The sequence below is a fragment of the Streptomyces sp. NBC_00377 genome (assembly GCF_036075115.1).
GTDB lineage: Bacteria > Actinomycetota > Actinomycetes > Streptomycetales > Streptomycetaceae > Streptomyces.
Genome location: NZ_CP107958.1, coordinates 4,919,813 through 4,932,540, shown reverse-complemented (window position 1 = coordinate 4,932,540; position 12,728 = coordinate 4,919,813). Strand labels below are relative to the sequence as shown.

Here is a 12,728-nt window from a genome sequence, read left to right as displayed (position 1 = left end):
GCGGCATGACTCCCGGCGACGAAAACGACTACGGCGAATCCGCGCGCTCCGACGAGGGGCAGGGATACGGCAGAACCCGCCTCCGACTGCCCGACAACGACCCCTACGGCGGCGCCCGCAGAGGCGGCCGCTCGTCCTCACGGAGCCTGGTCACGGTGGTCGGCGTCGTCGTCGTCCTCATCGCGGCGATCGCCTTCGCGAACCGCGGAGGAGAAGACTCCTCCTCCACCTCGGCCAACGGCTCCACCAACAGCGAACCGAAAGCCAAGAGCACGGCGGCGACGGGAACGAGGCCGGTGCAGTCGACGACGGGTGGCGTTCCCTCAGGGTTCGCCCACACCCAGCAGGGCGCCCAGTCGGCCGCCGCCAACTACGCCGTGGCACTCGGTTCGACCGGAATGTTCCAGACGGACAGCCGGCACGCTCTCGTCGACACCGTCTACACCCCGGCGGCCGCAGCCAAGCTGCAAGGTGCCATGGACCAGGCCTACTCGACCGACTTCCTCGCGAAGATGGGCCTGGACACCGACGGCAACGCCCCCCAGGGCGACACCTTCGTCTCCCGGGTGGTCCCCGTGGGCACGACGCCCCAGGCCTACTCCACCGCCACCGCCAAGGTCGCCGTCTGGTACCTGGGCCTCATCGGCATGTCCGGCACGAGCTCGACCGACCCGGTCACCTCGTCGTGGAAGACCTGGACCTTCGACCTCCAGTGGACCGACGGCGACTGGAAGATCGTCAGCGACCAGCAGAAGGACGGCCCCGCCCCGGTTCCCGGCGACGACCAGGCCGCCACCTCCGACGAGATCAGCAAGGCCATCGAGGAGTTCGGAGGGTTCACGTATGCCCGGTAACCCGCGCCGCCTGCTCACGCTCGCCGGAGTCGTGACAGCCGTCCAGACCTCGGCCGTCCTGCTGGCCACCCGCGCCTTCGCGGCCCCGACACCCGACCCGACGCCCTCGTCGTCACCCTCCCCGTCCGGCAGCCTGGACTGCAGTCTCATCTCCGGCGAGGCCAAGAAGTACTGCGAGCGGGGCAACGCAGGCTCGGGCACCACCACCAACCCCGGCATCTCCGACACCCTCGACCCCCTCTCCTCCCTCGCCAAGGGCTGCGCCGACGCCGCCGCCTGGACCATCGACAAGCTCAGCGAGGCCGTGAAGGACACGGCCAACGTCGACTTCACCAACGAGCGGTTCCTCAAGCAGTACGCCGTCGTCTTCGCGGCCTCGACCGTCCTGACGCTCCTGCTGTGGCTGCTGGCCGTCGCCAAGAGGGCGGTACGCGGAGTCCCCCTCACCACCGCCATCGGCGAAGCCGTCGGCTTCCTCTGGCTGACCGTGCTGGCCTCCGCCTTCACCCCGCTGATCCTCTACACCGTCGTGTCCGCCACGGACGGCATCACCGACGTCCTCGCGAAGACCACCGGCAACCAGACCGACACGTTCTTCGGCACCTTCTCCGCAGCCCTCGCCAAGGGCGAGGACATCGGCGGCGGCCCGATCATGCTGATCGTCGTGTCCCTGGTGTCGATCCTCGCGGCCGGAGTGCTGTGGCTGGAGCTCGTCATCCGGGCCGCCCTCCTCTACGTGGGCGCCCTGCTCGGCACCGTCGTCTACGCGGGTCTGGTCGACAAGAACCTGTGGAGCCACGTCCGCCGCTGGGCCGGCATCATGATCGCCGTCATCCTGGTCAAACCGGTCATCGTGATAGTGCTCGGTCTGGCCGGCGCGCTGTCCACCGCCGACGGCCCGAACGCCTTCTCCGCCGTCGTCTCCGGGCTCTCCATCATCCTGCTCGCCATCTTCGCCAGCGCGATGATCTACCGCTTCGTCCCCGGCTTCGGCGACGAGATCGCGGGCTCCCGCAACAACCGCATCATGCAGGGCGCCGAGGGCAAGGCCGCGGCCGTCATCAGCTCCCCGGCGACCCTCGTCGCCCAGGGCATCAAGACTCACAGCACCCGTGCGGACAACAACGGCGGCGGACAGTCCGGGTCCTCCGGCGCCCGCCCCTCCAACCCCGCCTCGGGCGGAGTCGCCGCGCACAGTTCGCGCACCTCGAACGGGGGAGGCGGATCTGTCCCCTCCTCCGCACCCGCCCCCCGCGCGAGCAGCCCGGTCAACACCCCGCATGCCGGCACCCGCAACAGCAGCAACAACCGCACGGGAGGTGAAGGGCGTTGACGACCGAGTCCCACCTGTCCCACGCGATCACGCCCCGCCGTACCTATCTGATCGGCCGCGCCCGGCCGAACGCGATCGTCGGCCGCAACCGCGAGACCGGCGAGATCGCGCTCATCGTCGTCGGCGCGTTCCTCGGCATGATGTGCGGTCTCCTCGTCCCCGTCCTCGCCCTGCGGATCGTGCTGCTGAGCGGCTTCCCGATGATCGCGCTGGCCGCCGTCTACGTGCCCTACAAGCACCGCACGTTCTACAAGTGGTTCGAGATCAACCGCAGCTACAAGCGCACCCTCCGCCGGGGGACGACCTACCGCTCGACCGTCATGGAGGCGGGCACCCGCATCGACGGCCAGGAGATCGAGATCGGCCCGCCCCCGGGCATCGGCCGCATCAACTGGCTGGCCGCCCCCTTCGGCCCCGACGAGATCGCCGTACTCCTGCACGCCGACCGCCGTACGGTGACGGCCGCCATCGAGATCGAGGGACCGGGCGTCGGCCTGCGCGACAGCGAGGACCAGGAGGCCCTGGTCGACCGCTTCGGCACCGTCCTCAAGCACGTGGCCAACGGCGACGGCTTCGTGACCCGGCTGCAGATACTCGCCCGCACCCTCCCCGCCGACCCCGACGCCCACGCCAAGGACGTCGCCGTACGCGGGGACGAGAAGTCCCCCGACTGGCTGGCCCGCTCCTACGACCAGCTCCAGTCCATGGTGTCCACGAGCAGCGAACAGCACCGCGCCTACCTCGTCGCCTGTATGCACTTCACCCGCGAACTGGCCGGCGAGGCCCACGCCATGGCCCGCGCCGCCCGCCCGCAGTCCGGCCGCAAACTGGACCGCGACGCGGGTCTGGCGGTCGTCATGGCCCGCGAGCTCACGGACATCTGCTCCCGCCTCCAGGAGGCGGACATCCGCGTCCGCCAGCCCCTGGGTCAGGGCCGGCTGTCCTCCCTCGTCCACTCCATGTACGACCCGGACCACCCCATCGACCACATCCAGGCGATGACCAAGCGCAACGCCTGGCCCGCCGAACTGGACGCCATGGAGCCCACGTACCTCCAGGCCAAGACCCGCGAGTCGTCCACCCGGGCCCCCTGGTGCCACGCCACGGCCTGGGTGAAGGAGTGGCCGATGACCCCGGTGGGCGTCAACTTCCTGGCTCCGCTCCTCGTCCACACCCCCGACGTCATCCGCACCGTCGCCGTGACCATGGACCTCGAACCCACCGAGGTCGCCATCGAACGCATGCTGACGGAGAAGACGAACGACGACGCGGAGGCGAGCCGCGCCGCCAAGATGAACCGCACCGTGGACCCTCGTGACGTGGCGGCCCACTCCCGCCTGGACCAGCGCGGCGAGGACCTGGCGTCCGGCGCGGCCGGCGTGAACCTGGTCGGGTACATCACCGTCTCCTCCCGCAATCCGGAGGCCCTGGCCCGCGACAAGCGCACGATAAGGGCCTCGGCCGGCAAGTCGTACCTCAAGCTCGAGTGGTGCGACCGAGAGCACCACCGGGCGTTCGTGAACACCCTCCCGTTCGCCACCGGAATCCGAAGGTAGGGGCTGATGAGCTGATGCGGGATCCGCTGTCCGTCCTCACGGACGCCTTCACCTCGTTCCTCTTCGGCAAGGTCGAGACGACCCGGCTGCCGGTACGCACCTCCACGGGCCAGGCCCAGGCGGTGTACCTGCCCACGGCCGCTCCCGGCCTCGGCGACTCGGGCGTCATCATCGGCCGCGAGGTCTACTCCGGAAAGGGCTACATCTACGATCCCTTCCAGCTGTACGGCCAGCAGCTCCCGGCCCCGCACTGGCTGGTCCTCGGTGAGTCCGGCAACGGCAAGTCGGCGCTCGAGAAGACCTACGTCCTGCGCCAGCTGCGCTTCCGCGACCGCCAGGTCGTCGTCCTGGACGCCCAGGGCGAGGACGGCGTCGGCGAATGGAACCTCATCGCGCAGGCGCTGGGAATAACTCCTATCCGCCTGGACCCGACGGCCGCCCTGGACCACGGCATCCGCCTCAACCCCCTGGACCCGTCGATCACCACGACCGGCCAGCTCGCACTCCTGCGCACCATCATCGAGGTGGCGATGGGCCGCGGCCTGGACGAGCGCTCCGGCTTCGCGCTCAAGGTCGCCCACGCCTACGTCAACGAGACGATCGTGGAACGCCAGCCGGTCCTGACCGACATCGTCGAACAGCTGCGCCACCCGGAACCGGAGTCGGCGGAGGCGATGAACGTCGCCACAGACGATGTACGGGCCTGGGGTCTGGACGTGGCGCTGGTCCTGGACCGTCTGGTCGACGGTGACCTCAGGGGCATGTTCGACGGACCCACGACGGTGGGCATCGACCTGGACGCCCCCCTGATCGTGTTCGATCTGTCCCACATCGACCGCAACTCCATCGCCATGCCGATCCTGATGGCGATCGTCGGCGTCTGGCTGGAACACACCTGGATCCGCCCCGACCGGAAGAAGCGCATCTTCCTGGTCGAGGAGGCGTGGCACATCATCAACAGCCCGTTCGTGGCCCAGCTGTTCCAGCGACTGCTGAAGTTCGGCCGGCGCCTCGGCCTGTCGTTCGTGGCGGTCGTGCACCACCTGTCCGACGTGGTGGACGGAGCGGCGGCGAAGGAGGCGGCGGCCATCCTGAAGATGGCGTCCACCCGGACGATCTATGCCCAGAAGGCGGACGAGGCGAGGGCCACGGGCCGGGTCCTCGGCCTGCCGAGGTGGGCGGTGGAGATCATCCCCAGCCTCACCCCGGGCATCGCCGTCTGGGACGTCAACGGCAATGTGCAGGTGGTGAAACACCTGGTCACCGAGACGGAACGACCACTCGTCTTCACCGACCGGGCGATGACGGAGTCCTCCACCGACCGCACCATGTCCGACGACGACGCACTGCTCGCCGCCGAACTGGAACAGGAGCGACGGGCGGCGGCCTTCATGGAACAGCACCTGGCCGACTTGGACGGCTCGTCCGAGTCGACGGTGGCGTAGCGCGGGACAAGGGGCCGTCATGAGACCGGGAGACGAGCAGCGCCGCGACAACCCCGCCCACAGCCAGGGAGGGATCCCCGACGGGCTGCTGGTCGGCATACTCGCGTTCCTGCTCGGGATGACCCTCCTGGTCTGGACGGCGACCGGCCTTGCCGGCCTCTTCGCCCACGGCTCCTGGCCCACCGGCGTCACCTTCACCCGCACGCCGCTGGCCATGCGCCACCTGGTCGCCCAGCCCCACGACGTCCCCGGCGCCTGGCCCGAGGCACCAGCGGCCGCTCTCTCGGGCTACGGGCTGTTCTGGGGCCTGCTGATCGGCCAGCTGATGATCCTGCTGGTCCTCACGGTCTTCGTGATGGGCACGCTCGCCCGCTGGCGGGCCGTACGAGCGGGCAAGCGCCCGACACCCGGCCCCCTCCGGGAAGCCCCGGGGCCACCGGCCCACCACGAGGTGCCGACCCAGCGGAGCGAGACGGGGCCGCACCCGCAGGCGGAGCCGCTCGTACCGACGCCGACCGAGCCCTCCCGGCCGGCCCGGACCGCACAGCGCTCCTCACCTCCACCCCCACCCCCGCCCTCGGCCTCCCCCTCCTCCTTGTCCCAGCCCACCGCAGCCGCCGATCCGTTTGCCGACGTCCCTGCCGGAAAGGCGGCCGGCTGGCAGGCTTCGACCCGCTTCGAGGGCGCCGCGCACTACGCCCCGCCGCACATGCGCCGCGCGACCGCGATCCAGGCCGTCCGGGACGCCGACGGCCCCGCCCTCATCGTCACCTCCAGTCCGGCCCTCTGGCAGGAGACCAAGGACGCCAGAGCCAAGCTGGGCCCGGTCCACCTGTACGACCCGGGCCACCTCTGCGACACCCCGGCGCGTCTCCACTGGTCCCCCACCGCGGGCTGCGAGGACAAACAGACCGCGACCGCGCGCGCGACGGCGCTCCTCACCCCCGTCCGTCCCACCTCCCGGCTCGACCAGGCGGTCAGCGACACCGCCGAGACGCTCCTGCGCAGCTATCTGCACGCGGCGGCGATCGACGGCCGGACCATCCGCCACGTCCACCGATGGGCCCAGGGCACCGGTGTCCAGGAAGCGGTCCGCACGCTCCGCACCAGCCCCAAGGCGGCCCCAGGGGCGGCCGGCGAACTGGAGGCCGCTCTCACCGCTCACCCCGAGCGCCGGGACATCGCCCAGGAACTGACCGCCCGTGCCCTCTCCGCCCTCTCCACGGTGAACATCCGCGAGGCCTGCACTCCCAACCGAACTGACGCCCTCGCCTTGGATTCCTTCGTGGACGAAGGGGGAACTCTTTATGTGCTCGGTGAATCCATCGAGGACCCCAGGACCAGTCCCGGCGCCATGCCGCTCCTGACGGCCCTCGTCTCCAGCGTGGTCGAGCGCGGCCGGCGCATGGCCGAACGGTCATCCTCCGGTCGCCTCGACCCACCAATGTCCCTGGTCCTCGACGATGTGGCGGCCGTGGCCCCGATCCCCCAGCTCCCGGACCTTCTGGCCACCGGAACGGACCGGGGCCTGCCCACCCTGGCCCTGCTCCGCTCCCGCGAACAGGCCAAGGCCCGCTGGCCCCACCACGAACTACCGGTCTGACGGTCCGGGGCCCTCGACGACGAACTCGTACTCGTTCTCCTCGGACCCCTCCGCCATCGGGACGGTCCGTCCGGTCGGCGTGAATCCCGCCTTGCGGTAGGCCCCCTGTGCCCGAAGGTTCCTCTCGTGGACGATGAGCCGCACCCGCTCGAGTCCCAGCTCCCACGCCCACTCCAGCGCAGCGCCGAGAAGGGCCTGCGTCATCCCGCTTCCCCGCCACTCCTTGCGCACGAAGACGCCGACGACATGCCCTTGCCGCCGCTCGACGGGGAAACCGGCCCAGTCCACGCTCCCCGCCTCCTCCACGAGCACGGTGGCTGTCCCCGCCCACTGGCCGTCCTCCGCCTGGGCGATGAACTGCCGTACCGTGCCGGCCCCCTCGGCAGCCGCGTCGGCCGCCCGCTTCTGCCAGAAGGAGTCGGGCCGCTCCGCAGCCGTCTCATAGGTCTCCAGGAAGGCGAGCGGCGCCGCAGGATCCTCGAGCGCGAGCAACCGCAGCGCCTTGACCGAGGCCCACTCCTCGGCCCGAACAACCCGAACCACATACGTGTACATGCAAAGCACAGTAGTGCCTGAGCGCTGCCGCGGAAATGTCATAAACGCAGAAAACCCCCGCACCGTGAGGTGCGGGGGTTTCCCGTAATATTTGTTCGGCGGTGTCCTACTCTCCCACAGGGTCCCCCCTGCAGTACCATCGGCGCTGTAAGGCTTAGCTTCCGGGTTCGGAATGTAACCGGGCGTTTCCCTCACGCTATGACCACCGAAACACTATGAAACTGTCCAGCCGCACCACACCGTGACCATGGCATGGGGCTGTTCGTGGTTTCAGAACCAACACAGTGGACGCGAGCAACTGAGGACAAGCCCTCGGCCTATTAGTACCGGTCAGCTTCACCCATTACTGGGCTTCCACATCCGGCCTATCAACCCAGTCGTCTACTGGGAGCCTTAACCCCTCAAAGGGGGTGGGAATACTCATCTCGAAGCAGGCTTCCCGCTTAGATGCTTTCAGCGGTTATCCCTCCCGAACGTAGCCAACCAGCCATGCCCTTGGCAGAACAACTGGCACACCAGAGGTTCGTCCGTCCCGGTCCTCTCGTACTAGGGACAGCCCTTCTCAATATTCCTGCGCGCGCAGCGGATAGGGACCGAACTGTCTCACGACGTTCTAAACCCAGCTCGCGTACCGCTTTAATGGGCGAACAGCCCAACCCTTGGGACCGACTCCAGCCCCAGGATGCGACGAGCCGACATCGAGGTGCCAAACCATCCCGTCGATATGGACTCTTGGGGAAGATCAGCCTGTTATCCCCGGGGTACCTTTTATCCGTTGAGCGACGGCGCTTCCACAAGCCACCGCCGGATCACTAGTCCCGACTTTCGTCCCTGCTCGACCCGTCGGTCTCACAGTCAAGCTCCCTTGTGCACTTACACTCAACACCTGATTGCCAACCAGGCTGAGGGAACCTTTGGGCGCCTCCGTTACTCTTTAGGAGGCAACCGCCCCAGTTAAACTACCCATCAGACACTGTCCCTGATCCGGATCACGGACCCAGGTTAGACATCCAGCACGACCAGAGTGGTATTTCAACGACGACTCCACAACCACTGGCGTGGCCGCTTCAAAGTCTCCCACCTATCCTACACAAGCCGAACCGAACACCAATATCAAACTGTAGTAAAGGTCCCGGGGTCTTTCCGTCCTGCTGCGCGAAACGAGCATCTTTACTCGTAGTGCAATTTCACCGGGCCTATGGTTGAGACAGTCGAGAAGTCGTTACGCCATTCGTGCAGGTCGGAACTTACCCGACAAGGAATTTCGCTACCTTAGGATGGTTATAGTTACCACCGCCGTTTACTGGCGCTTAAGTTCTCAGCTTCGCCACCCCGAAGAGTGACTAACCGGTCCCCTTAACGTTCCAGCACCGGGCAGGCGTCAGTCCGTATACATCGCCTTACGGCTTCGCACGGACCTGTGTTTTTAGTAAACAGTCGCTTCTCGCTGGTCTCTGCGGCCACACCCAGCTCGAGGAGCAAGTCCTCTCACCAGACATGGCCCCCCTTCTCCCGAAGTTACGGGGGCATTTTGCCGAGTTCCTTAACCATAGTTCACCCGAACGCCTCGGTATTCTCTACCTGACCACCTGAGTCGGTTTAGGGTACGGGCCGCCATGAAACTCGCTAGAGGCTTTTCTCGACAGCATAGGATCATCCACTTCGCCACAATCGGCTCGGCATCAGGTCTCAGACTATATGGCGTGCGGATTTGCCTACACACCGTCCTACACCCTTACCCCGGGACAACCACCGCCCGGGATGGACTACCTTCCTGCGTCACCCCATCACTCACCTACTAACCGCTTGGGCCGGCGGCTCCACCACTTTCCTTTCCCCGAAGGGTCCGGAACGGCTTCACGGCCTTAGCATCACGATGCTCGATGTTTGACGCTTCACAGCGGGTACCGGAATATCAACCGGTTATCCATCGACTACGCCTGTCGGCCTCGCCTTAGGTCCCGACTTACCCTGGGCAGATCAGCTTGACCCAGGAACCCTTAGTCAATCGGCGCACACGTTTCTCACGTGTGTATCGCTACTCATGCCTGCATTCTCACTCGTGAACCGTCCACAACTACCTTCCGGTGCTGCTTCACCCGGCACACGACGCTCCCCTACCCATCACAGCCGCCGTTGGGCGTATTGCTGCAATGACACGACTTCGGCGGTACGCTTGAGCCCCGCTACATTGTCGGCGCGGAATCACTAGACCAGTGAGCTATTACGCACTCTTTCAAGGGTGGCTGCTTCTAAGCCAACCTCCTGGTTGTCTGTGCGACTCCACATCCTTTCCCACTTAGCGTACGCTTAGGGGCCTTAGTCGATGCTCTGGGCTGTTTCCCTCTCGACCATGGAGCTTATCCCCCACAGTCTCACTGCCGCGCTCTCACTTACCGGCATTCGGAGTTTGGCTAAGGTCAGTAACCCGGTAGGGCCCATCGCCTATCCAGTGCTCTACCTCCGGCAAGAAACACACGACGCTGCACCTAAATGCATTTCGGGGAGAACCAGCTATCACGGAGTTTGATTGGCCTTTCACCCCTAACCACAGGTCATCCCCCAGGTTTTCAACCCTGGTGGGTTCGGTCCTCCACGAAGTCTTACCTCCGCTTCAACCTGCCCATGGCTAGATCACTCCGCTTCGGGTCTTGAGCGTGCTACTGAAACGCCCTGTTCGGACTCGCTTTCGCTACGGCTACCCCACTCGGGTTAACCTCGCAACACACCGCAAACTCGCAGGCTCATTCTTCAAAAGGCACGCAGTCACGACGCACCAAGCAAGCTTGATGCGCGACGCTCCCACGGCTTGTAGGCACACGGTTTCAGGTACTATTTCACTCCGCTCCCGCGGTACTTTTCACCATTCCCTCACGGTACTATCCGCTATCGGTCACCAGGGAATATTTAGGCTTAGCGGGTGGTCCCGCCAGATTCACACGGGATTTCTCGGGCCCCGTGCTACTTGGGTGTCTCTCAAACGAGCCGCTGATGTTTCGACTACGGGGGTCTTACCCTCTACGCCGGACCTTTCGCATGTCCTTCGCCTACATCAACGGTTTCTGACTCGTCTCACAGCCGGCAGACTGTGAAAGAGAGATCCCACAACCCCGCACACGCAACCCCTGCCGGGTCTCACACGTATACGGTTTGGCCTCATCCGGTTTCGCTCGCCACTACTCCCGGAATCACGGTTGTTTTCTCTTCCTGCGGGTACTGAGATGTTTCACTTCCCCGCGTTCCCTCCACATACCCTATGTGTTCAGGTATGGGTGACAGCCCATGACGACTGCCGGGTTTCCCCATTCGGAAACCCCCGGATCAAAGCCTGGTTGACGACTCCCCGGGGACTATCGTGGCCTCCCACGTCCTTCATCGGTTCCTGGTGCCAAGGCATCCACCGTGCGCCCTTAAAAACTTGGCCACAGATGCTCGCGTCCACTGTGCAGTTCTCAAACAACGACCAGCCACCCATCACCCCCAACCTGAGCTGGAGTGCACTGGGGCCGGCATCATGAAGGACGAGCAACGCTCGCACCCTCAGATACCCAACAGCGTGCCCGGCACCCTCGCCACTCATGATCAGCTTTCCACGCTCCGAAGAGCAGTACTTGCAGCCCGAGATGACTGAGAATGCCGAATAATCAACGTTCCACCCATGAGCAACCAGCATCGGACGTACGCCGATGTACTGGCCTCTGACCTCACCCCGTGGGGATCGGTAAGAAGTGCTCCTTAGAAAGGAGGTGATCCAGCCGCACCTTCCGGTACGGCTACCTTGTTACGACTTCGTCCCAATCGCCAGTCCCACCTTCGACAGCTCCCTCCCACAAGGGGTTGGGCCACCGGCTTCGGGTGTTACCGACTTTCGTGACGTGACGGGCGGTGTGTACAAGGCCCGGGAACGTATTCACCGCAGCAATGCTGATCTGCGATTACTAGCAACTCCGACTTCATGGGGTCGAGTTGCAGACCCCAATCCGAACTGAGACCGGCTTTTTGAGATTCGCTCCACCTCACGGTTTCGCAGCTCTTTGTACCGGCCATTGTAGCACGTGTGCAGCCCAAGACATAAGGGGCATGATGACTTGACGTCGTCCCCACCTTCCTCCGAGTTGACCCCGGCAGTCTCCTGTGAGTCCCCATCACCCCGAAGGGCATGCTGGCAACACAGAACAAGGGTTGCGCTCGTTGCGGGACTTAACCCAACATCTCACGACACGAGCTGACGACAGCCATGCACCACCTGTACACCGACCACAAGGGGGCGACCATCTCTGGCCGTTTCCGGTGTATGTCAAGCCTTGGTAAGGTTCTTCGCGTTGCGTCGAATTAAGCCACATGCTCCGCTGCTTGTGCGGGCCCCCGTCAATTCCTTTGAGTTTTAGCCTTGCGGCCGTACTCCCCAGGCGGGGAACTTAATGCGTTAGCTGCGGCACCGACGACGTGGAATGTCGCCAACACCTAGTTCCCACCGTTTACGGCGTGGACTACCAGGGTATCTAATCCTGTTCGCTCCCCACGCTTTCGCTCCTCAGCGTCAGTAATGGCCCAGAGATCCGCCTTCGCCACCGGTGTTCCTCCTGATATCTGCGCATTTCACCGCTACACCAGGAATTCCGATCTCCCCTACCACACTCTAGTCTGCCCGTATCGAATGCAGACCCGGGGTTAAGCCCCGGGCTTTCACATCCGACGCGACAGACCGCCTACGAGCTCTTTACGCCCAATAATTCCGGACAACGCTTGCGCCCTACGTATTACCGCGGCTGCTGGCACGTAGTTAGCCGGCGCTTCTTCTGCAGGTACCGTCACTTTCGCTTCTTCCCTGCTGAAAGAGGTTTACAACCCGAAGGCCGTCATCCCTCACGCGGCGTCGCTGCATCAGGCTTTCGCCCATTGTGCAATATTCCCCACTGCTGCCTCCCGTAGGAGTCTGGGCCGTGTCTCAGTCCCAGTGTGGCCGGTCGCCCTCTCAGGCCGGCTACCCGTCGTCGCCTTGGTGAGCCATTACCTCACCAACAAGCTGATAGGCCGCGGGCTCATCCTTCACCGCCGGAGCTTTTAACCTCCACCCATGCGAGTGGAAGTATTATCCGGTATTAGACCCCGTTTCCAGGGCTTGTCCCAGAGTGAAGGGCAGATTGCCCACGTGTTACTCACCCGTTCGCCACTAATCCCCACCGAAGTGGTTCATCGTTCGACTTGCATGTGTTAAGCACGCCGCCAGCGTTCGTCCTGAGCCAGGATCAAACTCTCCGTGAATGTTTTCCCGTAATCGGGACGACACCACGAGAGCGGAACAGCCAGGCGGAATAAGCCCGGCCGTTCACAGCGTCCTCGCTGTGTTTTGTTTCAAAGGAACCTCATCCTCGGCTATCA

At 64.9% G+C, this 12,728-nt stretch carries 6 protein-coding genes and 3 rRNA genes; 5 read left to right on the top strand and 4 right to left on the bottom strand.

Going from position 1 to position 12,728, the window contains the following annotated elements; all coding sequences use genetic code 11:
* Positions 1 to 5 precede the first annotated feature (5 nt).
* The 5 genes from OHS71_RS22135 to OHS71_RS22115 are packed head-to-tail and all read left to right on the top strand — an operon-like array spanning position 6 to position 6,791.
* On the top strand, positions 6 to 854 hold the full coding sequence (locus OHS71_RS22135; RefSeq protein ID WP_328481097.1) for a hypothetical protein: 849 nt from the start codon (positions 6 to 8) through the stop codon (positions 852 to 854).
* Complete coding sequence (locus OHS71_RS22130; protein WP_328481096.1) at positions 844 to 2,187, top strand: hypothetical protein; 1,344 nt, start codon at positions 844 to 846, stop codon at positions 2,185 to 2,187. Before OHS71_RS22135 ends, OHS71_RS22130 begins: the two co-directional genes overlap by 11 nt.
* Entirely contained in the window at positions 2,184 to 3,743 is a 1,560-nt protein-coding gene (locus OHS71_RS22125; RefSeq protein WP_328481095.1) for an SCO6880 family protein, read from the top strand. The genes OHS71_RS22130 and OHS71_RS22125 overlap by 4 nt, the downstream gene beginning before the upstream one ends.
* A 14-nt stretch (positions 3,744 to 3,757) precedes the next feature.
* Positions 3,758 to 5,188 carry an ATP-binding protein gene (locus tag OHS71_RS22120; RefSeq protein WP_328481094.1) on the top strand — a complete coding sequence of 477 codons (1,431 nt, stop codon included), beginning with the start codon at positions 3,758 to 3,760 and terminating at the stop codon, positions 5,186 to 5,188.
* Between the two features lie 19 nt (positions 5,189 to 5,207).
* Positions 5,208 to 6,791 (top strand): type VI secretion protein, encoded by a 1,584-nt coding sequence (locus OHS71_RS22115; protein WP_328481093.1) that lies wholly within the window; start codon positions 5,208 to 5,210, stop codon positions 6,789 to 6,791.
* On the opposite strand, the gene OHS71_RS22110 is transcribed toward OHS71_RS22115, so the two are convergent.
* The 4 genes from OHS71_RS22110 to OHS71_RS22095 all read right to left on the bottom strand — a co-directional run bounded on the left by OHS71_RS22110 (position 6,780) and on the right by OHS71_RS22095 (position 12,611).
* The gene (locus OHS71_RS22110) at positions 6,780 to 7,346 is read right to left on the bottom strand and encodes a GNAT family N-acetyltransferase (protein WP_328481092.1); all 567 of its coding nucleotides are present in this window, start codon (positions 7,344 to 7,346) and stop codon (positions 6,780 to 6,782) included. The two genes, OHS71_RS22115 and OHS71_RS22110, sit on opposite strands and share 12 nt — an antisense overlap.
* A 93-nt stretch (positions 7,347 to 7,439) precedes the next feature.
* Positions 7,440 to 7,556, bottom strand: a 5S ribosomal RNA gene (gene rrf, locus OHS71_RS22105).
* A 90-nt stretch (positions 7,557 to 7,646) separates the two neighbouring features.
* Positions 7,647 to 10,770 (bottom strand): 23S ribosomal RNA (locus OHS71_RS22100).
* Between the two features lie 315 nt (positions 10,771 to 11,085).
* Positions 11,086 to 12,611: ribosomal RNA gene (locus OHS71_RS22095) — 16S ribosomal RNA — on the bottom strand.
* The 16S, 23S and 5S rRNA genes sit together here, the layout of an rRNA operon.
* Between the last annotated feature and the right edge of the window lie 117 nt (positions 12,612 to 12,728).

Bases quoted from the DNA above. Each gene is read 5' to 3' on its own strand.
- OHS71_RS22135 (WP_328481097.1), top strand. From the start codon at position 6: ATGACTCCCGGCGACGAAAACGACTACGGCGAATCCGCGCGCTCCGAC.
- OHS71_RS22130 (WP_328481096.1), top strand. From the start codon at position 844: ATGCCCGGTAACCCGCGCCGCCTGCTCACGCTCGCCGGAGTCGTGACA.
- OHS71_RS22120 (WP_328481094.1), top strand. From the start codon at position 3,758: ATGCGGGATCCGCTGTCCGTCCTCACGGACGCCTTCACCTCGTTCCTC.
- OHS71_RS22115 (WP_328481093.1), top strand. From the start codon at position 5,208: ATGAGACCGGGAGACGAGCAGCGCCGCGACAACCCCGCCCACAGCCAG.
- OHS71_RS22110 (WP_328481092.1), bottom strand. From the start codon at position 7,346: ATGTACACGTATGTGGTTCGGGTTGTTCGGGCCGAGGAGTGGGCCTCG.